This window comes from Chelativorans multitrophicus (assembly GCF_011317445.1).
GTDB lineage: Bacteria > Pseudomonadota > Alphaproteobacteria > Rhizobiales > Rhizobiaceae > Chelativorans > Chelativorans multitrophicus.
On the sequence record NZ_JAAAPL010000001.1, the window covers coordinates 2,089,138 to 2,110,733 of the forward strand.

The following is a 21,596-nucleotide window of genomic DNA, read 5'->3' on the forward strand; positions in this document are numbered from 1 at the left end:
TATATACCATGATATATATCACCGGCAGGCTATCGACAACAAAGGCTAATTCAGCGGAATGTCGTTCTCGGCCTTGCTCTTCTGGTAGGTTTCCGAAAGCCTCGCATAGACCCCGGAGAGCTTCGAGATCCGTTTTGCCGCCCCTTCCCTTTCCGGCTCCGGCAATTCCCGCGCCAGCGCCGGTATGGAGTAGCTTTTCCAGAACGCATTCTGCGCCGCATAGCCGCCGGGCTCCAGCCGAAAGACCTCCTTCAGGATCTTCAGATCGTGCGGAATGGCGAATGAATCCCGCGAATCCTCGTGGCTGAAGAGATAGAAGAAATTGTCGAAGCCGCTCCAGGTGATGGCCGAAAGGCAGAGCGAGCAGGGCTCATGCGTTGAGAGGAAGATGCAGTCCTTCGTGTCGGCCCGGCTCTCCTTCGGCATCTCGTAGAAGCGCTTCAACGCATGCATCTCGCCATGCCAGAGCGGGTTTTCGATCTCGTTGTTGGTCTCTGCGATCACCAGCGACAGATCGCGCTTTCGCAGAATGGCCGCGCCGAAGATCTTGTTCCCCGCCGCCACCCCGGCTTCGGTCTTGGGCACGATATCGTATTCGATCACATCGAGCAGCCGGTCGATAAGTGTCGGTTCAGGGTTCATCACCGCTCCGGCAGGTGGATTTCATAGGGTTCGGGAAAGAAGAACTCCTCCAGATTGTTGCCCTCCCCGCCGCGGTCGACAATCAGGAAATCCTGCTCCTCCCCGATTGGCGTCAGCACGCCGTGCCAGGTGTTGCGGGCATAGTTCACGCCCTGCCCCGGCTTGGTGATGAAGGCACGCGGCACCCCCGGCCGGCCGCTTTCGTCCGGGCAGACGATTACTAGAAAGGGGCTGGACGTAAGAGGCATGAAAGCCTGGCTTCCCAGTGGATGCCGCTCCACCATGTTCAGAGTTAGCGGCAGGTCGTAAGGCTGCCCGCGCGCGATGCTCACCATCACCCGCGCGTTTTCTCCGCCCACCTCGACCTTCGCCAGATCGTGAAAGCGCTGGGTCTTGCCGTTGTTGATCGGGAAGCTGGTCCCCTCCTCCGCCTCGATCACGTCGCCGAATGGCGCAAACGCATCTTTCGTCAAAGGTTCGGCGATGATTTTCCTCATTTATCCACTCTCCGCCACAGCGGTTTCAGCGCTGCGTGCCTGTTTACATCCTTGTAGAGCAGATAGCGGAACTTGCCGGGGCCGCCAGCGTAGCATGCCTGTGGGCAGAATGCCCTGAGCCACATGAAATCTCCCGCCTCCACTTCCACCCAATCCTGGTTGAGCCGGTAGACCGCCTTGCCTTCGAGCACATAGAGCCCGTGCTCCATGACGTGCGTCTCCGCGAAGGGGATTACCGCGCCCGGCTCGAACGTCACGATCGTCACATGCATGTCGTGCCGCACGTCCTCCGGGTCGACGAAGCGCGTCGTGGCCCATTTTCCCTCGGTGCCCGGCATCGCCGTCGGCGCGATATCCTTCTCGTTGACGAAGAACGCCTCCGGCACAGGAACCCCGTCTACGCTCTCATAAGACTTGCGAATCCAGTGGAAGCGCACAGGTGCGGAACTCTCGTTTCGGGCCGTCCAGCGGCTTTCAGGCGGCAGGAACGCGTAGCCGCCCGGCTCCATCCGATGCTTCCGGCCATCCAGTTCCACCGTTAATTCGCCTTCGACGACGAAAAGGACTGCCTCTGCCTCAAGGTCCGGCTCAGGCTTTTCGCTGCCGCCGCCCGGCTGCACTTCCATGATGTATTGCGAGAAGGTCTCGGCAAATCCCGAGAGCGGCCGCGCGATGATCCAGGCCCGCGTCTTTTCCCAAAGTGGCAGGACGCTGGTGACGATATCGCGCATCACCCCCTTGGGAATCACCGCATAGGCTTCGGTGAAGACGGCCCTCCCGGTAAGAAGATCCGTTTGTGGCGGGTGTCCGCCCGTGGGCGCGTAATAGTTTCTGGTCATGACGGCAGGATGTCCTTGAGCCTCAGATAAGCGATCCGCTCCACCTGGCCGCAGGCCGTAGCGAACTCCTCTTCCGGGCCCTTTTCGATACGTGTCTCGAAGGCTCGCAGGATGCTTTGCTTCGTGTTGTCCTTGACGGCAATGATGAAGGGAAAGCCGAATTTTTCCATGTAGCGCGTGTTGAGGTCAGTGAAGCGCGCGCGCTCCTCGTCCGTCAGCGCGTCGAGGCCAGCCGAAGCCTGTTCCTTCGCCGATTCCGGCGTGAGCCGCTTTGCTGCCGCGAGCTTGCCCGCAAGGTCTGGATGCGCCTTCAGCACGCCCAGCCGCTCCTCCTCGCCTGCCGAATGGAACATTCGCGCCAGCGCGTTGTGAAGGCCCACGGCGCTGTCATGCGCCGGCCCGAGCTCCAAGTCATGGGCCCGTTCGGCGATCCAGGGCGAATGCTCGAAAATCGAGCCGAAGCGCTCCACGAACTCCGCTTTCCCCATGCGGCTCGGCCTCAGCGTCGGCGCTTGATAGGGGTGATGCTCCATCCAATGACGGGCGATATCCATCCGCCGCGGCAGCCACACCTTCTCATGGCCTTTTACATAATCGATGAAGCGCCTGAGCGCGGCCGCCCGCCCCGGCCGGCCGATCAGCCGGCAATGGAGGCCCACGCTCATCATGGCCGGCCGGCCGCGCCTTCCCTCTTCATAGAGCGTATCAAACGCATCCTTCAGGTAGGCAAAGAACTGGTCGCCGGAATTGAACCCTTGCGGCGTGGCAAATCGCATATCATTGGCGTCGAGCGTATATGGGATGACGAGCTGCGGCCGCGCAGGCTTCCCATGCCCGTCGTGGTCGAGCCAGTAAGGCAGGTCATCGTCATAGGTATCGGAGATCCAGTCGAACCCGCCCTGCTCGATGGCGAGCTTGACGGAGTTCACCGACGTACGCCCAAGATAAAGCCCTTTCGGCGGTTCGCCCACGACTTCAGTGTGCAGCCGCACGGCTTCATCCAGATCCCTGCGTTCCTCCTCTTCCGAATGGGCGCGATAGTCGATCCAGCGAAGCCCGTGGCTCGCAATTTCCCAGCATGCCTCCTTCATGGCCGCCACCTGTTCCGGCGAGCGGGCGAGCGCAGTCGCAACACCATAGACGGTTACGGGCACTTCGGCCTCGGTGAACATGCGGTGTAGCCGCCAGAAGCCGACGCGAGCGCCGTACTCGTAAATCGACTCCATGTTCCAGTGCCGCATGCCTGGCCAGGGCTGCGCTCCGACAATCTCCGAGAGGAAGGCCTCGGATGCCTCATCCCCATGCAGGATACAGTTTTCGCCGCCCTCTTCGTAATTGACGACGAATTGCACCGCCGCATAGGCGCCGCCGGGCCACTTGGGATTCGGCGGATTGGCTCCGTAGCCTCGCATATTCCGGAAATAGCGCCTCATGTCTGCATTCTCCGCGCTCATCTCGTTTTCAACGATAGCCGAAGGTTTCCGGGCTTATTCCCTGCAAAAAATTTGAAAGTCTTTTTGCAGCCTTTCTACCCCACCCCCCTTATGCACGCCGCCGATTTGCCGCACAATCGACAGCACAGAAAAGAAGTAGGGAGAGACCGCATGGGTGAACAAGCTGAAGGCCGGCTGACGACCCATGTTCTTGACACGGCGGCAGGCCGGCCCGCCGCGGGCATGGAAATCGCGCTTTACAGGTTCAACGGTGACATGCGCACGCATCTGAAGACCGTCAGAACCAATGCCGACGGCCGCTGCGACGCGCCGCTTCTGGAAGGCAGAAGTTTCACGCCTGGCCGATACGAAATCGTCTTCGAAGTCGGCGCCTATCTGCGCGCAATGGGCACCGCGCTTCCCGCACCGCCTTTTCTCGACCAGGTGCCGATTCGCTTCGGCATGGCTGAGCATGCGCATTACCATGTGCCGCTCCTCGTCTCGCCCTATGGCTACTCTACGTATCGGGGGAGCTGAGCAAATGCTGATGGCGCGCTTTACCGGGATAGAGGGGGGTGCCAAAGGGCACGACGCCTCATGACCGCCACCCGCAACGAGATCCGTTTTCTCCTCAACGGCCTAAAGATCGTCCTGCGCGACCTCCGTCCCGGCCAGACCCTGCTCGATTATCTGCGGCTGAACCGCCGGCTGACCGGCACCAAGGAAGGATGTGCTGAAGGCGATTGCGGAGCCTGTACCGTCCTGGTCGGCCGCCTCTCCGGTGATGCCGTGATCTATGAAGGCGTTGATGCCTGCATTCGTTTCCTCGCTTCGCTTGATGGCTGCCATGTTGTCACCATCGAGCACCTGAAGCGCCCCGACGGCAGCCTCCACCCGGTCCAGCAGGCGCTGGTGCATCATCACGGCTCCCAATGCGGCTTCTGCACGCCGGGCATCGTGATGTCGCTCTACGCGCTCTGGATGCGCAATCCGCGTCCTTCCGATAAGGACATCGAGAAAGCGCTGCAGGGCAATCTCTGCCGCTGCACGGGCTACGAGCCCATTATGCGCGCCGCCCGCGCGATTTCCTCCTATGGCGAGCCTGCATCCGATCCGCTCGCGCTGGAGCGTGCGGCTATAATCGCCGAACTCAAGCGCATAAAGGATGGCACGCGCGTGGAGATCGGCACCGGCCAAGACCGTCTCGCGATCCCCGCGAGCGTCGATGATTTGGCCGATATTCTGGAAGCAGAGCCGGATACCACCATCGTCTCCGGTTCGACCGATGTCGGCCTGTGGGTGACGAAATTCATGCGCGAGATCGCGCCTGCGGTCTTCATCGGCGGGCTGGATGAGCTCCGCACCGTCTCTCAAGAGGACGGGGTCATCACCATCGGCGCCGGCGTCAGCTACTCCGATGCCTTCTCCTATCTTTCAGACCGCATCCCTGCGCTTGGCCAGCTGATCGAACGCATCGGCGGGGATCAGGTGCGCAATATGGGCACGATCGGCGGTAATATCGCCAACGGCTCGCCCATCGGCGATACCCCGCCCCCGCTGATCGCGCTCGGGGCCACGCTGACGCTCCGCAAGGGGCAAAGCCGGCGAACGATCCCGCTGGAGGATTTCTTCATCGCCTATGGCAGGCAGGATCGTCAGCCCGGCGAATTTGTCGAAGCCGTCCATGTCCCCTTGCCTGCGCCCGAGACGCGCTTTGCCGTCTGGAAAATTTCCAAGCGGCGCGATGAGGACATCACCGCGGTGCTCGGCGCCTTTGCCGTAACATTGGATGCGGATGGCACGGTGGCATCGGCCCGCATCGCCTATGGCGGCATGGCTGCCACACCGAAACGCGCATTGGCCGTGGAAGCGGCACTTCACGGCAGGCCATGGACGATCGAGACCATTGAGCAAGCGCTGCCGGCCTATGAGCAGGATTTCACGCCCATAAGCGACATGCGCGCGTCTGCCGAATACCGCATGATGACCGCGAAGAACCTGCTGCGCCGCCTTTACCTTGAAACTTCCGGGGCGAGCGGGCCTGTTACGCTTCAAAGATACGAGGCGGTGGCATGAACAAACCCGCCGCTTCCGATTTTAGCTCCACGAAGATAACCGGCGGCGTGGCCACGGATCTCCGCCACGATTCCGCCCACAAGCACGTTACCGGCGAGGCCGTCTATATCGACGATATGCCGGAGCCTGCAGGCACGCTGCACGCCTATCTCGGCCTTTCCGCGATTGCCCACGGAACCATTCGCGCAATAGACCTGTCTCAGGTTGAAGCCGCACCCGGCGTGGTTGCGGTGCTTGCCGCCCGGGACATCCCCGGCGAAAATGACATCAGTTCCACCGGTCATCACGACGAGCCGATCTTCGCGGAAACGGAAGTACAGTTTTTCGGCCAGCCGATTTTCGCCGTCGTGGCAGAAACGCGTGAGGCTGCGCGGCGCGCCTGCCGTCTTGCGAAAATCGAATATGAGGAAAGGCCCGCGATCATCGATATCGCAGGAGCCGATCCGCAGAACCCCCGGCTTGTCACCAAGCCCTTGAAGCTTGAGCGCGGCGATGTGGAGAAGGCGCTTGGTGCCGCGCCCCGCCGCATCAACGGGCAAATGCGTGTGGGCGGGCAGGACCATTTCTATCTGGAAGGCCAGATCGCGCTCGCTGTCCCCGGAGAGGACCTGGATGTGACCGTCCATTCCTCGACCCAGCACCCTAGCGAAGTGCAGCACATGGTGGCTCACGCGCTGGGCGTCCCCTCACACGCCGTCACCGTTGAAGTGCGCAGGATGGGCGGCGGCTTCGGCGGAAAGGAGACACAGGCGAATCTCTTTGCCGCGGTGGCTGCGGTTGCCGCCAAGCGAACCGGCAGGCCGGTAAAGCTCCGCCCCGACCGCGACGACGATATGATCGCAACCGGCAAGCGCCACGATTTCCTGATCGATTACGATGTGGGCTTCGATGATCAGGGCAACATTCTGGCCGTCGACCTCAGATATGCGGCGCGCTGCGGTTTCTCGGCCGATCTCTCCGGGCCGGTGACAGACCGCGCGCTCTTCCACTGCGACAACGCCTATTTCTATCCCGCCGTGCGCGCGCTCTCCGCGCCGCTCTACACCAATACGGTTTCCAACACGGCCTTCCGGGGCTTCGGCGGGCCTCAAGGTATGGTCGGCGCGGAACGCGTCATTGAGGAAATCGCCTTCGCGGTTCGCAAGGACCCGCTCGAAATCCGCAAGAAGAATTTCTATGGCGAAACGGAACGCAACGTCACGCCCTACCACCAGACGGTCGAGGACAACATCATCCACCGCCTGGTGAGCGGGCTGGAGGAAAGTGCGGATTATGCCGCCCGCCGCGGCGCCATAGCCGAATTCAATGCGGGAAGTGCAATCGTAAAGCGCGGCATCGCGCTTACGCCCGTCAAGTTCGGCATTTCCTTCACCGCCACCCATTTCAACCAGGCGGGCGCGCTGGTGCATGTCTATACGGATGGCTCGGTACACCTGAACCACGGCGGCACCGAAATGGGCCAGGGCCTCTACGTGAAAGTGGCGCAGGTCGTGGCGGAAGAGTTCCAAATCGATATCGACCGGGTAAAAATCACCGCGACGACGACAGGCAAGGTGCCAAACACCTCCGCTACCGCAGCTTCCTCCGGCTCCGATCTGAACGGCATGGCGGCGCAGAACGCCGCCCGCCAGATCAAAGATCGCCTCATCGATTTCGCCATCGGACGCTATGATGTGCCCCGCGAGCAGGTGGTTTTCCTTCCCAACCGCGTCCGCGTCGGCAATCAGGAGATCCCCTTCCCTGATCTCATCCGCCAGGCCTATGAGGCGCGCATCCAGCTTTCCGCCGCCGGATTCTACAAGACGCCGAAGATCCACTGGGACCGCGAGAAGGGCCGAGGGCATCCCTTCTACTATTTCGCCTATGGCGCCGCCTGCACGGAGGTTTCCGTCGACACGCTGACCGGCGAATATATGGTGGAGCGGGTGGATATCCTGCACGAGACGGGCCGTTCACTGAACCCCGCGATCGACCTCGGCCAGATCGAGGGCGGCTTCATTCAAGGCGTAGGATGGCTCACCACGGAAGAGCTGGTCTGGGATGAGAAGGGCATGCTTCGCACCCATGCACCCTCGACCTACAAGATCCCGCTCGCTTCGGACCGGCCGAAAATCTTCAATGTGAAGCTTGCCGATTGGGCGGAAAACGCCGAGCCCACGATCCACCGTTCCAAGGCGGTCGGCGAGCCGCCCTTCATGCTGGCGATCTCCGCGCTGCACGCACTCTCCGACGCCGTTGCGAGCGTGGCGGACCACAGGATCTGCCCGCGCCTCGATGCTCCTGCCACGCCCGAGCGCGTGCTGATGGCCGTGGAACGATTGAAGGCGGAGGCGGGGCGGTAGAATACTCGGCCTTGGCCTACTATTGTTCTGAAATGCTTTCGCTGTACATCACCCCCCTCTGCCCTGCCGGGCATCTCCCCCTCAAGGGGGGAGATTGGCTGGCCGTAACCCTGGCTCCAACTTTTCGGCGCTGCAGGCAATCGCGAGGCAGCAATGAAAGCATAATCTCCCCCCTTGAGGGGGAAATGCCCGGCAGGGCAGAGGGGGGTATTGGCGCATGCAGGCTGCTGCTTTCATGATTGCCCTCTCAAAGAGCCTTGCCACTTTCCTCGACGCCGCCCCCGTCGCCCTGATCAGCGTGACGGAAGCAAAAGGCTCGACCCCGCGTGAGAAGGGCGCGTGGATGCTCGTTTCGCCCGAAAAGACCTTCGGCACGATCGGCGGTGGACAGCTCGAATTCCTTGCGATTGCCAAGGCGCGCGAGCTGATTTCGGCAAACACCGCCAGCGGCGCAATGGATATCCCCTTGGGTCCGGAGATCGGCCAGTGCTGCGGCGGCCGCGTCAATTTGGACATCCGTATTGCCGACGCGCGGGATCGCTCCGCAATCCTGAAGCGCGCGCAAGAGGAGGACCATGCCCGGCCACATGTCTATCTTCTCGGCGGCGGCCATGTGGGACACGCCCTTGCCGACGCGCTTGCCCTTCTGCCCCTGCGCACCGTGCTGGTCGAGACTCGGGCCGAAGCTATCGAAGATCTGCCGCCCGAGGTGGAAACGAGACTGACGCCCGTGCCGGAAGAGGTTATCCGCGAAGCGCCGCCGCATTCGGCCTTCATCATCCTGACCCACGACCATGCGCTGGATTTCCTCCTCGCCGCCGAAGCCTTGGCCCGCGAAGATGCCTCCTATGTCGGCATGATCGGCTCGAAGACGAAGAAGGCTACCTTCAGAAGCTGGTATTTGAAAAACGGCGGCGAGGAGCCGCGCCTTTCCCGGCTCATCACACCTATCGGAGGCGAAACGGTTCGCGACAAGCGACCCGCTGTCATCGCCGCCATGACGGCAGCAGAGGTGATGCGGGCGCTGAGCTGATCACCGCCCCCTCAAAATCTCCTCGATCATGCGCTGGCAACGCTCGGCCATGAAATCCACCAGCAGACGCACCTTGGGATCCTGCAGCTTCTTGTGCGGATAGACCGCCGCCAGCGTAACCGTTGTCGGCGGTGTTTTGGCCAGAATGATCTTGAGCCGTCCGTCACGGATGAAAGGCTCGATCTCGAAGCGTGGCTTATTGATGATCCCGTGGCCGGCGAGCGCCCAGCCGGTGATCACATCGCCATCATCCGTGTCGAAAGGCCCGCGCACCTCGAATTTCTTCGGCCCCTCCGGCGTCGCCAGCGTCCAGAAATACTCACGCACGCCGGGGAAGCGAAGCATCAGGCAATCGTGCTGTTCCTCCACCAGTTGCTCCGGCCGCTCGGGCTCCCCGCGCCGTTCAAGATAAACGGGCGAAGCCGCCAGCACCCGCTCGCAATCCATGATGCCGCGCATGCGGAGGCTTGAATTTTCCAGGAGCCCCAGCTTGAAAGCGACATCGATCCCCTCACGCATGATGTCCACGTCACGGTCCGAAAGCCTGAGCCTCACCTCAATCTGCGGATAGCGCTCACGGAATTCCGGAATGCCGCTGGCGATCAGGCGTTTACCGAGACCGAGCGGCGCCGTCACACGGATCGTGCCGCGCGGCTGGCCGGAAAGCGCGGCCACGGCCCCTTCAGCCTCGTCCAAGGCTTCAAGCACCCTCTTGGCGCCGTCATAGAAGACACGGCCATGTTCCGTCGCGGTGAGCTGCCGTGTCGTGCGGTTGAGCAACCGCACGCCGAGATGCTTTTCCAATTCCTTGATGCGGTTGGATGCAACCGCAGGCGAGATGCGCAGGTCGCGCCCTGCCGCCGAAAGGCCCCCCAGTTCCACCACACGCACGAAAACAGCAAGATTGTCCAGATAAGCCATGACGCCTATCAAACCGACAGCTCTGCGATTTTCCAGAAAAATTTGAAAGTCATCGTGCTCTCCATCTCTTTTCCTTTAGAGCAGAAGCCGTAAGCTTGCCTCAGAAGCCGGAAATGGGAGCGGGCATTTGAACGATTTCGCCGTAATATGGGAGTGGCTGTCCTCCGCGGTGCGCTGGCTGCATGTGGTGACCGCCATCGCCTGGATCGGCTCGTCCTTCTACTTCATCGCTCTGGATTTGGGCCTGGTGAAGCGCCCCGGCCTGCCCGAAGGCGTTTCCGGCGAGGAATGGCAGGTGCATGGCGGCGGCTTTTACCACATCCAGAAATACATGGTCGCGCCGGCCTACCTGCCCGAGCATTTGACCTGGTTCAAATGGGAGTCCTACTCCACCTGGCTATCAGGCTTCGCCTTGCTTGCCATCGTCTATTATGCCGGGGCGGATCTTTACCTGATCGATCGTAACGTGCTCGACGTCTCCGCACCGGTTGCGATCCTGATCTCGCTTGCCTCCATCAGCCTCGGCTGGCTTCTTTACGACGCGCTCTGCAAGTCGCCGCTGGGCAAGAGCGATACCGGCCTGATGCTCGTTCTCTATGCGATCCTCGTCGCGATGAGCTGGGGCTACACCCAGATCTTCACCGGCCGTGCCGCCTTCCTTCATCTCGGCGCCTTCACCGCCACCATCATGTCGGCCAACGTATTCCTGCTCATCATCCCCAACCAGAAGATCGTGGTGGCTGACATGAACGCCGGCCGCACGCCGGACCCAAAACTGGGCATGCAGGCCAAGCAGCGCTCGCTGCACAACAATTATCTCACCCTGCCGGTGATTTTCCTGATGCTGTCGAACCACTACCCGCTGGCTTTCGCCACCCGGTTCAACTGGATCATCGCCTCGCTGGTCTTCATTATCGGCGTCCTGATTCGGCATTTTTTCAACACGCGCCACGCGCGAAAGGGCAACCCGCACTGGACCTGGGCGGCCGCCACCATCCTTTTCGTCATCATCATGTGGCTCTCCACCGTGCCTCAGATTTTGACGGGAGAACGCCGGATTTCGGCGACCGAAGAGCGCTTCATCGCCTCCACCCATTTCCCCGCCGTGCGCGATACGGTGATGGGGCGCTGCGCCATGTGCCATGCGGCTGAGCCCGGCTATGAGGGCATCCATGCGGCTCCAAAGGACGTGGCGCTGGATTCGGATGCCGCGATTGCCGCCCACGCCCGCGAAATCTATCTTCAGGCGGGGCTGAGCCACGCCATGCCGCCCGGCAACGTCTCCGGCATTACCGAAGACGAGCGGCGCCTGCTCGTCACCTGGTTCGAGGAAGCACGCTGAACATGCGCGAAAGGCAAGTTTGATGACGAGAACGCTGATCCGCGCGCGCCTGCTCACATTTCTCGGCGAACCGCAGGGGCCCGACGACCATTCCTCCTACCGGTACGAAGAGGATGGCGCGGTCCTGGTGGACGGCGGCGTTATCCTCAATGTCGGCACCTACGCCGAAATCGCGCCCGCCGCCGCCGGCGCTAGGGTCATCGATCACCGCCCGCATCTCCTTATGCCTGGTTTCATCGACCCTCACGCCCATTTTCCGCAGATGCAGGTGATCGCGAGCTACGGGGCGGAGCTTCTCACCTGGCTCAACACCTATACCTTCCCCGCCGAATCCGAGTTCGGCGATGCGGACCACGCGGCGCGCATTGCCTCCGCCTTCCTGGACGAGATGGTGCGGCAGGGCACAACCACTTCTGCTGTCTACTGCACCGTCCACCCGCAATCCGCCGAAGCCTTCTTTGCCGAAGCCCATCGCCGCAACATGCGCGTCCTCGCCGGTAAGGTGATGATGGACCGCAATGCGCCCGAAGCGCTTACCGACACACCGCAATCGAGCTATGACGATACCAAGGCGCTGATCGCCAAGTGGCATGGCAAGAGCCGGCTCCATTATGCGATCACGCCGCGCTTTGCCATCACCTCAAGCCCGGAGCAGATGGAGGTGGCGCAGGCGCTGGCCGCCGAACATCCCGACCTACACATCCAGACCCATCTTTCGGAAAACCACGCCGAGATCGCCCTTTCCTGCGAGCTCTATCCCGATTGCGCCGATTACACGGCCATTTACGAGAAATATGGTCTCACCGGCCCGAAGAGCCTGTTCGGCCACTGCATTCACCTTTCGGAACGCGAAGCCGATGCGCTTTCCGATTCAGGCTCCGTCGCTGTCTTCTGCCCTACGTCAAACCTCTTCCTCGGCTCCGGAATGTTCGATTATTTCCGTTATCGCCGTCGCGAAGGGCCGCTGCGCATTGCCATGGCCACCGATACGGGCGGCGGTACGAGCTATTCCATGCTGCGCACCATGGATGAGGGCTACAAGGTCATCGCCTCCCATGGCGAGAAGCTCAATCCCCTCGCCTCCTTCTGGCAGGTCACCCGCGGCAATGCCGAAGCCTTGTCGCTCGCCCACCACATCGGCACGCTGGAGCCCGGCACAGATGCGGATTTCGTCCTCCTCGATGCCAACGCCACCCCCGCCATGCGGCTGCGCATGGAGCGCGCGAAGACTCTGGCCGAAGAGCTTTTCGTGCTGCAAACCCTGGGCGATGATCGCGCTGTGGTGGAGACTTATGTGGCGGGAAAAGCGGTGAAGGGCGGGTTGTGATCTGCTGTAAGCAATCCATTGCACACACCGGGAAATTAAAGCTACCAAGCTCTTTGATTTGAGCGGTCGTGATTTGGGACCGCTCTGGCATGGATCCTCCGGTCAAGCCCGAGGATGACGAACGCAGGAAATGGCGGCAAGTCGTCAGTGTTGGCGGAAGCCTCTCCTCTTCGTCATCCTCGGGCTTGACCCGAGGATCCATGCCTGACCATCGACACCCCGCCAACGGCCGCTTAAGAGCATTCACAGAGGCTCTTGTCGGACGACAAGGGTTGGAAATCGGGAGGCTTTCATGACATTCGACGCAAAACCCTTCTTCGAAAGCCTCTTCCAGGCTGCGGTCGAAGCCGCGGATCCCCGCAAAGTTGTCCGCAACTTCCTCCCCGCCCGTCCCAGGGGCCGCACCATCGTGGTCGGCGCGGGCAAGGGCGCGGCACAAATGGCGCAGGCCTTCGAACAGGCATGGGACGGCCCGCTGGAGGGCGCCGTCGTCACCCGCTACGGCTATGGCGCCTCCACGAGACGCATTGCCGTCCTGGAAGCGGCGCACCCCGTACCGGATGCAGCCGGGCTGGAGGGCTCACGCCATCTTCTCCGCCTCCTCAACAATCTCACCGAAGATGATTTGGTCGTGGCTTTGATCTGCGGAGGCGGTTCCGCGCTGCTCCCATCCCCGCCGCCCGGCATGACGCTCGAAGACGAGATCGCCGTCAATGAAGCCCTGCTTGCCTCCGGAGCGCCCATCACAGCCATGAATGCGGTGCGCAAGCACCTCTCCGCGATCAAGGGCGGCCGGCTTGCGGCCGCCGCCTATCCCGCCCGCGTCGTGAGCCTCATCGTTTCCGATATACCGGGCGACAATCCCGCGCTGGTCTCGTCTGGTCCCACCATTCCTGACCCCGCAACGCGCCAGGATGCGCTGGCGATCGTAAAGGCATACGGCCTGCGTTTGCCGGCGGCAGCCATCCGCCACCTTCATTCGCATCTGGCTGACGCCCCGAAACCTGACGATCCGCGCTTCGCGCGCAATGAGGTACACATCGTCGCCTCCGCCGCTCGCTCGTTGGAAGCCGCCGCGGCCGAGGCACAGAAGCAGGGAATCACGCCGGTCATTCTTTCCGACGCTATTGAGGGCGAGGCGCGCGAGGTGGGCCAGGTTCACGCGGCGATTGCCCGGGAGGTCGCCCAGCGCGACCGCCCGTTCAACAAGCCTGTGCTCATGCTTTCTGGAGGCGAGACCACAGTCACAATCCGCGAAAAGGGCGGGCGCGGCGGCCGCAATACGGAATTCCTGCTGTCGCTCGCCCTTGCAGTCGATGGGGTGGCGAACATCACCGGCTTCGCCGCCGATACGGACGGCATCGACGGCTCTGAAAACAATGCCGGTGCCTTTGCCGACCACACGACCGCCGCCCGCCTGCGCGATGCCGGCCAGGACCCGAAAGCGCTTCTTGCCGCCCACGATTCCTGGGCAGCCTTCAACATGCTCGGCGATCTCTTCTCGCCGGGCCCGACGGGCACGAATGTGAATGATTTGAGGGCGGTACTGGTGAGATGAGGCGCCTACCCTTCCCCTTGCGGGGAGGGTAGACACGCATTACCCCTTCATCAGCGCTTTCACCTTGCGCATGTCCTCGGCAAAGAGTTCGCGCGCGCGGCGCCTGTCCATCTCGTCCGGAACGCGCAGAAGGGAGGAAGGGTGAACCGTGATGAAGACGGGCACGCCCTCCGCGCTTTCGGTGATCGTGCCGCGCAGCGTCATAACCGGCACCGCCTTGCCCACCAGCGCCCGCGCTGCTGTGGCGCCAAGAGCAACCGCCACATCCGGCTGGATCAGTGTCAATTCCTGGTCGAGCCACCAGCGGCAGGCGCGGATTTCGCCAGCATTCGGCTTGGAATGAATGCGGCGCTTGCCCCGTAGCTCGAACTTGAAATGCTTCACCGCATTGGTGACATAGGTCTTCTTCCGGTCGATGCCCACTTCCTCCAGAATGGCATCGAACATCCGGCCTGCCGGCCCCACGAAGGGCCGGCCCTCCACGTCCTCCTTATCGCCTGGCTGCTCGCCGACAAATACCACGCGCGCCTGGTTGCCGCCCTCGCCGAACACAGTCTGCGTGGCATTCTTGTAGAGGTCGCAACGCGTACAATCCTGCGCGTCCTCGCGCACCGCATCGAGCGTCTTGAGCTTTACGTGTTTGGACTCCGGAAAATCCATGGCAATCTCACTGCCGGCTCAAGCGGCAGCCTGCCGAAAAAGTTCCGAGATTTGTCGAAATGCCGGTTCAGGCCGAAATATCCACCACACCGCAATCGCCGGCTTCCGTGCCGAAAGCAAGGCGGCGCCCTTCCATATCCCAACCCATGGCGGTGATCGCGCCCTTACCTGGCCTGCGCAGCAGCACCTCCTTCGCATCGGCAAAGCGAGCGGCAAGGATCATGCCGTCGGAATAGCCGATCGCCACGATCTCCTCCACCGGGTGGCAGCAGACTTGCGTGACCGTCACATTGCCGCGCGTCCCCAGTTCGAGCGGCGCTTTTCCCATCGGCCCATCCTTGCCCTGGAAGGGCCAGACGATCGCCGCCGGTGCGCCGGAGGTGGCAAGCCAGCGCCCTTTCACGCTCCACGAAAAACTCTTCACCTTGCCGGGATAGCCCGTCATCCGCATGTGCTTGCCATCGACGAGCTTCCAGCCATGCAGAGCGTTCTCCTGCATGGTGGTGACGAGAAAGTTGCCGTCCGGCGAAAACGTGATGCCGGTATGGGCGCCCGCCCACTCCAGTTCAGCCGGCTTGCCCTCGGTGGCGGGGAAATGCAGTGTGGCGCCGTTGTAGCGGGCAACACCAAGCCGCATGCCCTTGGGCGCAAAAGAGAGCCCTTCCACGCTGCGAGGATGCTGCAGCTCGCGAATTTTGCCATCTGCAAAACGCACATGGGCCACTCTGCCGCTTGCAAAAGCGATCGCCCCCTGCGGCCCGGCAGCAACGCTCGTAACCCATTTGCGACCGATCTCGGCCAACAGCTCCACCGAACCATCAAAGGAGAGCGCGAAGACCTTCCCGTCCTCGCCGCCGGTTAGCAACCGCCGGCCGTCAGGCGTCGGAACCGCACAAAGCAGCCCGTCATGCAGCTCGGCCGACTTATTTCCGTCGTCCAACCGGTGCACGACACCATCGGCCAGCGCGAAGTGAGGAATATTGTTGAGCCAGGCTATAGCGATGCAATGGCCTTCAAGATCAAGCGGCGCGACTGTCGGCATATCAGGCCTGGCAAGCCTCGAATGTGCGCTTGAGGCGCTCGGTCTCCAGGTCGCGGCCGATGAACACGAGACGGCTTTCGCGCTTCTCCCCTTCCTTCCACGCGCGCTGATGGTCGCCCTCGACAATCATGTGCACCCCCTGCACCACATACCGATCCGGATCGTCCTTGAGCGCGATAATGCCCTTGAGCCTCAGAATGTTCGGCCCGTCCATCTGGGTTGTCTTCTGAATCCATGGAAAGAATTTCTTCGGATCCATTTCGCCCGCGCGCAGCGAGATGGAGGTTACGCCGACATCATGGATAGGCGAAAGCCCGCCATGGGCATGATGATGATGGTCATGATCGTGATCATGGTGATGGTGGTGATGATCGTGATCGCAATCCGGTCCGCAAACGTGATCGGGATCGTCATGATCGAGGAAATGCGGATCGTTATCCAGCGCACGCTGCAGGTCGAAAGCGCCCCGATCGAGCACGTCCGAAAGCGCCACGCCCGCGCGCTCCGTTTTGTGGATACGCGCACTGGGGTTGATCTGCCGCACAGCCGCTTCCACCGTGGCAAGCTCCTCGGGCGAAACGAGGTCCGTCTTGTTGAGCACCACCACGTCGGCAAACGCGATCTGGTCCGCCGCCTCTCGGGAATCCTTGAGCCTTAGCGGCAGGTGCTTGGCGTCGACCAGCGCCACGACCGCGTCAAGCTTGGTCTTGGCGCGTACATCGTCGTCCATGAAAAAGGTCTGCGCCACCGGCGCCGGGTCAGCGAGCCCAGTGGTCTCGACGATAATGGCGTCGAACCGGCCGGGGCGCCGGGTAAGCCCTTCGACGACGCGCACGAGATCCCCGCGCACGGTGCAGCAGACGCAGCCATTGTTCATTTCATAGATTTCCTCGTCGGATTCGACGATGAGATCGTTGTCGATGCCGATTTCCCCGAACTCGTTGACGATCACGGCATAGCGCTTGCCGTGGTCTTCCGCCAGGATGCGGTTGAGAAGCGTGGTCTTGCCGGAGCCGAGATAGCCGGTCAGCACCGTGACCGGGATTTGCGAATTTTGTTCGGACATGGATCCCCTCGCGGGCAAATGATGATCGTTGCCGTCCATATAAGACGCCGCGGCCCGATTTGCACGAGCGGAGTTGGCCCAGCCTTACAACCTTACCAAGAGTTCATTCGTCACCGGGGCATGCAGCGGCTATCTTTGTGAAGAGGATTGAACGCTTCGTTCGATGGAGGCTATAAATGACGACGATCACCCGACGAAAAGCCTTCGCCCTTCTGGCGGTGACCGCCGGAGGGGGCACGTTCCTTACGGCCGAACTCTTCAGCAAGACAAAGGCGGCAGCCGCCGCCCAGCCGCTCATCACCGGCGCGGGCGTCTGCTCCATCACGCCCGAGACGACGGAAGGTCCATTCTACTTCGATCCGAAGCTTGAGCGGGCGGATATCACAGAAGGAGCGCCCGGCCTTCCCCTGCGGGTGCGGCTGCAGGTGGTAGACGCCTCCTGTGCGCCCATACCCGGCGCACGCGTGGATATATGGCATTGCGATGCCGAGGGTGCCTACTCCGGCTATCCGCGACAGCCCGGCGGCCGCGACACGACGGGCGAAAGCTTCCTGCGCGGCACGCAGTTCGCCGATGAGCAGGGGATAGCCACCTTCTCAACCATCTATCCCGGCTGGTATCCCGGGCGCACGCCTCACATCCACTTCAAGGCGTTTCCGAACGAGCGCAGCGTGCTGACAGGGCAGATGTTCTTCCCCGACGATTTCAGCCGCTCGGTTTACACGGACATCGCCCCTTATAACAGCCGCGCGCTCCAAGGCGCGACCTTCAACGACCGCGACGGCATTGCCCGGCGCGCCGGCTCGTCCGCCCTGGCCGAGACCGAGCGGACTGGCGGGACGGCGGAGGCGGCACTCGTTATCGCGGTGGCGGGTTAGCGCTATCTGAACGTTTTGAGTTCGAAGCGGTCGACGTCCGCGAGCAGTTCGGCAAAGCCCGAAACCGCGTGTTCCAGCAGCGTTTCGCCGGCTTCGGCGCTTGCCGCGGCGGCGTTGCCGACCACGCCTTCCGCCGAAAGGTCGCGCATCATCCAGCCGAAGGCGTGCGGGCCGTAGGCTCTCAGATAGGTGAACTCCCGCTGGAACCGCGCCTGCTCGGAAGAAAAATCCTTGGCCTCTTCCATCTTCACGAGGTCTGGCCGCAGCGCCAGCATCACGGACGTCTCGATGAAGCCGCCATGGATGCCCAGCGCCTTCTCCACATCGCTTACCAGGCCCGGCGGTGTCCCGAAGCGCGTCCAGCTCGTCGCCACCGCAAGCATGCCGTGACGGGCGCGAAGCTCTGTCGCAACGATGGTCATAAGAGGCGAATTCCCGCCATGGGCATTCAGCATGACGAATTTATAGGTGCCCTTTCGGCAAAGATCCTCGCCGATGCCGATCCAGCGCTCAATTGCTTCGGGAAAACCGAGCGATCTTGTCCGCGGATCGTCGGAATGCTCGATCGAGTAGCCGGTTTTCTCGACGGGCAGAATATCGAGATGCATTGCGCCGCCGACCCGCATCTTGATGCGATCGGCGATCGCTTCCGCAATGATCCAATCCGTCTCGGGCGGCAGATGAGGTCCATGCTGCTCCGTTGCGCCGAGAGGCAGGATGGCAATCTTCTCGCGAGGCGCCACGGCATCTCCACTGTCACACGATTGAAATGCCGGTTTGGCATTAGGCTTAGAAACATAGCCGGCGAGATGAAATTAGCCTGCGGTGCCCCCAGCGGCAAGCCGGCTCACCATTGCCAGCGCTGCCGGCCGAACTATCTTTTATGGCGTAGGGACTGCATTAAATGCGGGATGCAGGAAACAAACGGATGACGAGGAATTCCAGAGGTTCGGTTATAGGGAGGCTGCAATCGGCAGCCCGCCTGTCACGCACTGCATTGGCCGAGCGGCTTCTGGACCAAGGGCTCTATGCAGGACAGGACAAGATCATGCTGGCGCTCCATCTGGAGAACGGGCTCACCCCCAGCCAGCTTGCCGAGCGGCTAGGTGTGCGGCCGCCCACGATTACCAAAACGATTAACCGCCTCGCGGCCCAGGGCTTCGTAGAGAAGCGTGCATCCGAAACCGACGCCCGCCGCGCCCATATCTACTTGACCGGAAACGGAACGGAGGCAATCCGGGCCATCGAGCGCTCGGTCCGCAAGACGGAAAAGCAAGCCCTCAAGAGCCTCGACAAGAAAGAGCAGAAGGCTCTTGTCAAGCTGCTTGCCCGCATCGAGGCAAATCTCTCCCGCAAAGGTCCGGTGCTGGTGGAGGAGGAAGAGGAACTCGAAGAGGAGGCCTGATCAAACCGGAGCGCTCCAGCGCGCCCTGCCCCACAGCGAACGGAAGGTCTGGCAAAAAAGCTTTGAACTCAGTACGTAGAATGGGGTAAGCCCCAGCCTACTCGATCTAAGGCTATCCGGCTGGGCAAGGTCGCCATGGAGGGGAGCGCTGGCGCAGAAAATCAAGCTTTCCACGATTGCCGATGCATTGGGCGTCTCAACCGCGACCGTGTCATTGGCGCTGCGTGACAGCCCACTCGTTGCCGAATCAACGCGCCAGCGTATCAAAGAGCACGCGCGTACGATCGGCTACATATACAACCGGCGGGCGGCAAGCCTGCGGACATCCCGCTCGGGTATCATTGGCGTCGTCGTCCACGATATCATGAACCCGTTTTACGCCGAGATTCTGCGCTCAATCGAAAGCGAGCTCGACCGCTCGCGGCAGACATTTCTGCTCTCGAACCACTACGATCAGCTGGAAAAGCAGCGAACCTTCGTCGACACTCTTCTGCAACTTGGGGCTGATGGCGTCATCATGTCCCCCGCGATCGGCACGCCGCCGGAGGATATCAGGACGGCAGAGGACAACGGGCTTCCCACCGTTCTGATAGCCAGAACCGTGGAAGGTGCATGCGTGCCCGTTTTCAGAGGCCACGACGCCTACGGCATCGGGCTGGCCACGAACCATCTGATTTCGCTTGGCCACACCCGGATTGCGATGGTCGGCGGCACCGACCAGACATCCACGGGTCGCGATCGATATCAGGGTTATGTGGCTGCCATGCAAAAAGCGGGGCTGGAGGTGCGTCCAGAATGGCGCTTTCCGGGCCCTCGGACGAAGCAGGCCGGTTTCGAGCTGACAGGCGCCTTTCTGGCGCTCAAGGACAAGGCGACGGCCGCCGTGTGCTGGAACGATCTGGTAGCCATAGGGCTGATGAACGGTATTGCCCGGGCAGGCTTTGTTCCCGGCGTCGATATCTCGGTCACCGGTTATGACGACCTTGAAGAGGCGGCAATAGCCACCCCCGCGCTGACGACGGTATGGAACGGTCAGCGGGAAGTGGGGCGTCGGGCGGCTCGGGTGCTGCTGGATCGGTTGAACGGCGCCGAGGTGGATCCAGTGCAGGAACTGATAAAGCCCGAACTGCGCATCCGGCAATCGACATCGAAGCCCAAAGAGATGTGAACCCGCCGTGATCGAACACGGCGGGTTCTTTCGGATCGTGTTGCCTGAGTCGGTTCGATCCGATTAGATCTGATGCACCAGCGCCGGCCGAGACCCCTCTACCGGCCGCATCGTACGCGTGAGTTCGCTTTTCAAAAGTTCGAAAATATCCAGCGCCGCGCGCAGGCTGAAGCGCCGCTCGTCGAAGAACATGCCGTAACGGGCGTCCACATGCCCAGGGAGAATCTGTACGCAATCACTGAAGCTGTCCGCCAGACTGTCTTGCATGTGGACGGGCAAAGGCGACAGGGCCAAACCGCTGGAGACGAGGCGGATGGCTGTCATGATATCATCGACTTCACCCACCACATCATAGGTCACCTCATGCCGGCGTAGCCATTCGCGCGCCACGGCGCCCAGCGGCGAATTAGGCGAGGCGAGCACGACCGGCAAGCCTTGGCTGTCATGCTTCATAAAGTCGAGAAGGTGTTTTTCGCCAATCCATTTCAACGTAAACTCGGTTGTAAGGTCAGGCGCGATCTCGGAGGGATAGAGCGCACGGAACACGGCATCCAATTCGCCTTGCTCGTACATTTCCTCCAGGCGGCGGCTGTCGGCTATACGCCAGGTAAGTGTTTCCTTGAGCTTACCCAGTGAACCGGCCCGTTCAACAAGCAGTGGCGCACAATAGGTGCAGATGCCAACTTTAAGCTTCGAGATGTTCTTCTCATAGCCGACCGTCTTGAGCCGCCGTTCAAGATCGAGCATTTGACGGATCAACCGCGAGATTTCTTCCTTGACGATGATCTTGTTGCCGACCTTTTTGATGAGTGATGTGCCGATCGCCCGCTCCAGGCGGCCGAGATGCATGCTGATGGCAGGCTGACTGATACCGAGCTTCATCGCTGCGCCGGTAAGGCTCTTGGTTTCTATGACTGCTTCCGCTGCCCGCAATGTCGCAAATGACAGTCCTTCCTGCTTATTTACATTCATTTCCCGCGCCCTTTCCATAAATTGACGAAGGCTTCACCTTCGCGTTGCCTGTTTCCTATGGACTTACGCTCTCCTTCCCCGCGTACAGACGACCTCTGGCCCAGGCATCGGCAGCCCTGGAGCAGATACAACCCGCATTTTCTTTGGAACCCGCCGAACTAAACGTCCGTAACAATCCGCCGGCACCCGCATAAAGAGCGTCTGCCTGCCAGTCGAATATATTCAACCACTGGATGTACCAGAACCCGGATTACGGCGTGCTAGAAACAACGTTTAATTGTACATGGCTGTACTACGCCCCTAATCCACCGCCTCATTAGGGATAATTAACGCATGGGTTGTGCAATTACAACCTAAACGAGCGCACTGACTACCAATTAACAACAAAAAAATTT

The 21,596-nt window shown here is 61.4% G+C and carries 20 protein-coding genes; 10 read left to right on the forward strand and 10 right to left on the reverse strand.

What is annotated here, in order from left to right; all coding sequences use genetic code 11:
• Positions 1 to 45: 45 nt before the first annotated feature.
• Genes GNP00_RS09870 through puuE form a run of 4 tightly spaced genes read right to left on the reverse strand, consistent with a single transcriptional unit; the run spans position 46 to position 3,411 of the window.
• Positions 46 to 642 carry a nucleoside deaminase gene (locus GNP00_RS09870; protein ID WP_011582145.1) on the reverse strand — a complete coding sequence of 199 codons (597 nt, stop codon included), beginning with the start codon at positions 640 to 642 and terminating at the stop codon, positions 46 to 48.
• Positions 642 to 1,139, reverse strand: a complete 498-nt coding sequence (locus GNP00_RS09875) for an ureidoglycolate lyase (protein ID WP_011582146.1) — start codon at positions 1,137 to 1,139, stop codon at positions 642 to 644. Before GNP00_RS09875 ends, GNP00_RS09870 begins: the two co-directional genes overlap by 1 nt.
• A complete protein-coding gene (locus tag GNP00_RS09880) occupies positions 1,136 to 1,978 on the reverse strand; it encodes a bifunctional allantoicase/(S)-ureidoglycine aminohydrolase (protein ID WP_011582147.1) in 843 nt (280 codons plus the stop codon). Before GNP00_RS09880 ends, GNP00_RS09875 begins: the two co-directional genes overlap by 4 nt.
• Positions 1,975 to 3,411 (reverse strand): allantoinase PuuE, encoded by a 1,437-nt coding sequence (gene puuE, locus GNP00_RS09885; RefSeq protein WP_011582148.1) that lies wholly within the window; start codon positions 3,409 to 3,411, stop codon positions 1,975 to 1,977. Before puuE ends, GNP00_RS09880 begins: the two co-directional genes overlap by 4 nt.
• A gap of 171 nt (positions 3,412 to 3,582) precedes the next feature.
• On the opposite strand from puuE, the gene uraH reads away from it, so the two are divergent.
• The 4 genes from uraH (at position 3,583) to xdhC (ending at position 8,862) form a co-directional block, all read left to right on the forward strand.
• Complete coding sequence (gene uraH / locus GNP00_RS09890; protein ID WP_011582149.1) at positions 3,583 to 3,948, forward strand: hydroxyisourate hydrolase; 366 nt, start codon at positions 3,583 to 3,585, stop codon at positions 3,946 to 3,948.
• Between the two features lie 60 nt (positions 3,949 to 4,008).
• Positions 4,009 to 5,487 (forward strand): xanthine dehydrogenase small subunit, encoded by a 1,479-nt coding sequence (xdhA, locus tag GNP00_RS09895; protein WP_011582150.1) that lies wholly within the window; start codon positions 4,009 to 4,011, stop codon positions 5,485 to 5,487.
• Positions 5,484 to 7,829: a xanthine dehydrogenase molybdopterin binding subunit gene (gene xdhB, locus GNP00_RS09900; protein WP_011582151.1), complete on the forward strand. Its 2,346-nt coding sequence runs from the start codon at positions 5,484 to 5,486 to the stop codon at positions 7,827 to 7,829. The genes xdhA and xdhB overlap by 4 nt, the downstream gene beginning before the upstream one ends.
• A 217-nt stretch (positions 7,830 to 8,046) precedes the next feature.
• Positions 8,047 to 8,862, forward strand: a complete 816-nt coding sequence (xdhC, locus tag GNP00_RS09905) for a xanthine dehydrogenase accessory protein XdhC (protein WP_011582152.1) — start codon at positions 8,047 to 8,049, stop codon at positions 8,860 to 8,862.
• On the opposite strand, the gene GNP00_RS09910 is transcribed toward xdhC, so the two are convergent.
• Positions 8,863 to 9,783, reverse strand: a complete 921-nt coding sequence (locus GNP00_RS09910) for a LysR family transcriptional regulator (RefSeq protein ID WP_011582153.1) — start codon at positions 9,781 to 9,783, stop codon at positions 8,863 to 8,865. It lies immediately after the preceding gene.
• A gap of 127 nt (positions 9,784 to 9,910) precedes the next feature.
• Here GNP00_RS09910 and GNP00_RS09915 point away from each other — a divergent pair, with 127 nt between their 5' ends.
• The 3 genes from GNP00_RS09915 to GNP00_RS09925 all read left to right on the forward strand — a co-directional run bounded on the left by GNP00_RS09915 (position 9,911) and on the right by GNP00_RS09925 (position 14,010).
• Positions 9,911 to 11,125, forward strand: a complete 1,215-nt coding sequence (locus GNP00_RS09915) for a urate hydroxylase PuuD (protein WP_011582154.1) — start codon at positions 9,911 to 9,913, stop codon at positions 11,123 to 11,125.
• Positions 11,126 to 11,147: 22 nt separating this feature from the next.
• Entirely contained in the window at positions 11,148 to 12,452 is a 1,305-nt protein-coding gene (gene guaD, locus GNP00_RS09920; protein ID WP_011582155.1) for a guanine deaminase, read from the forward strand.
• Between the two features lie 292 nt (positions 12,453 to 12,744).
• Positions 12,745 to 14,010, forward strand: a complete 1,266-nt coding sequence (locus tag GNP00_RS09925; protein WP_011582156.1) for a glycerate kinase type-2 family protein — start codon at positions 12,745 to 12,747, stop codon at positions 14,008 to 14,010.
• Positions 14,011 to 14,049: 39 nt separating this feature from the next.
• On the opposite strand, the gene GNP00_RS09930 is transcribed toward GNP00_RS09925, so the two are convergent.
• The 3 genes from GNP00_RS09930 to GNP00_RS09940 form a co-directional block, all read right to left on the reverse strand.
• Complete coding sequence (locus GNP00_RS09930) at positions 14,050 to 14,670, reverse strand: UdgX family uracil-DNA binding protein (protein WP_011582157.1); 621 nt, start codon at positions 14,668 to 14,670, stop codon at positions 14,050 to 14,052.
• 67 nt (positions 14,671 to 14,737) lie between these two features.
• Positions 14,738 to 15,712 carry a WD40 repeat domain-containing protein gene (locus GNP00_RS09935; RefSeq protein ID WP_011582158.1) on the reverse strand — a complete coding sequence of 325 codons (975 nt, stop codon included), beginning with the start codon at positions 15,710 to 15,712 and terminating at the stop codon, positions 14,738 to 14,740.
• 1 nt (position 15,713) lies between these two features.
• Entirely contained in the window at positions 15,714 to 16,778 is a 1,065-nt protein-coding gene (locus GNP00_RS09940; RefSeq protein ID WP_011582159.1) for a CobW family GTP-binding protein, read from the reverse strand.
• A gap of 176 nt (positions 16,779 to 16,954) precedes the next feature.
• Here GNP00_RS09940 and GNP00_RS09945 point away from each other — a divergent pair, with 176 nt between their 5' ends.
• Entirely contained in the window at positions 16,955 to 17,656 is a 702-nt protein-coding gene (locus tag GNP00_RS09945; protein WP_011582160.1) for an intradiol ring-cleavage dioxygenase, read from the forward strand.
• 2 nt (positions 17,657 to 17,658) lie between these two features.
• Here GNP00_RS09945 and GNP00_RS09950 read toward each other — a convergent pair whose 3' ends face one another.
• Positions 17,659 to 18,399 (reverse strand): creatininase family protein, encoded by a 741-nt coding sequence (locus GNP00_RS09950; protein WP_011582161.1) that lies wholly within the window; start codon positions 18,397 to 18,399, stop codon positions 17,659 to 17,661.
• 185 nt (positions 18,400 to 18,584) lie between these two features.
• Here GNP00_RS09950 and GNP00_RS09955 point away from each other — a divergent pair, with 185 nt between their 5' ends.
• Together GNP00_RS09955 and GNP00_RS09960 are read left to right on the forward strand one after the other, a co-directional pair.
• Positions 18,585 to 19,061: a MarR family winged helix-turn-helix transcriptional regulator gene (locus GNP00_RS09955; protein WP_041544800.1), complete on the forward strand. Its 477-nt coding sequence runs from the start codon at positions 18,585 to 18,587 to the stop codon at positions 19,059 to 19,061.
• 148 nt (positions 19,062 to 19,209) lie between these two features.
• Positions 19,210 to 20,229 carry a LacI family DNA-binding transcriptional regulator gene (locus tag GNP00_RS09960; protein WP_049764801.1) on the forward strand — a complete coding sequence of 340 codons (1,020 nt, stop codon included), beginning with the start codon at positions 19,210 to 19,212 and terminating at the stop codon, positions 20,227 to 20,229.
• A gap of 63 nt (positions 20,230 to 20,292) precedes the next feature.
• On the opposite strand, the gene GNP00_RS09965 is transcribed toward GNP00_RS09960, so the two are convergent.
• Positions 20,293 to 21,111, reverse strand: a complete 819-nt coding sequence (locus GNP00_RS09965; protein ID WP_246259264.1) for a LysR substrate-binding domain-containing protein — start codon at positions 21,109 to 21,111, stop codon at positions 20,293 to 20,295.
• Between the last annotated feature and the right edge of the window lie 485 nt (positions 21,112 to 21,596).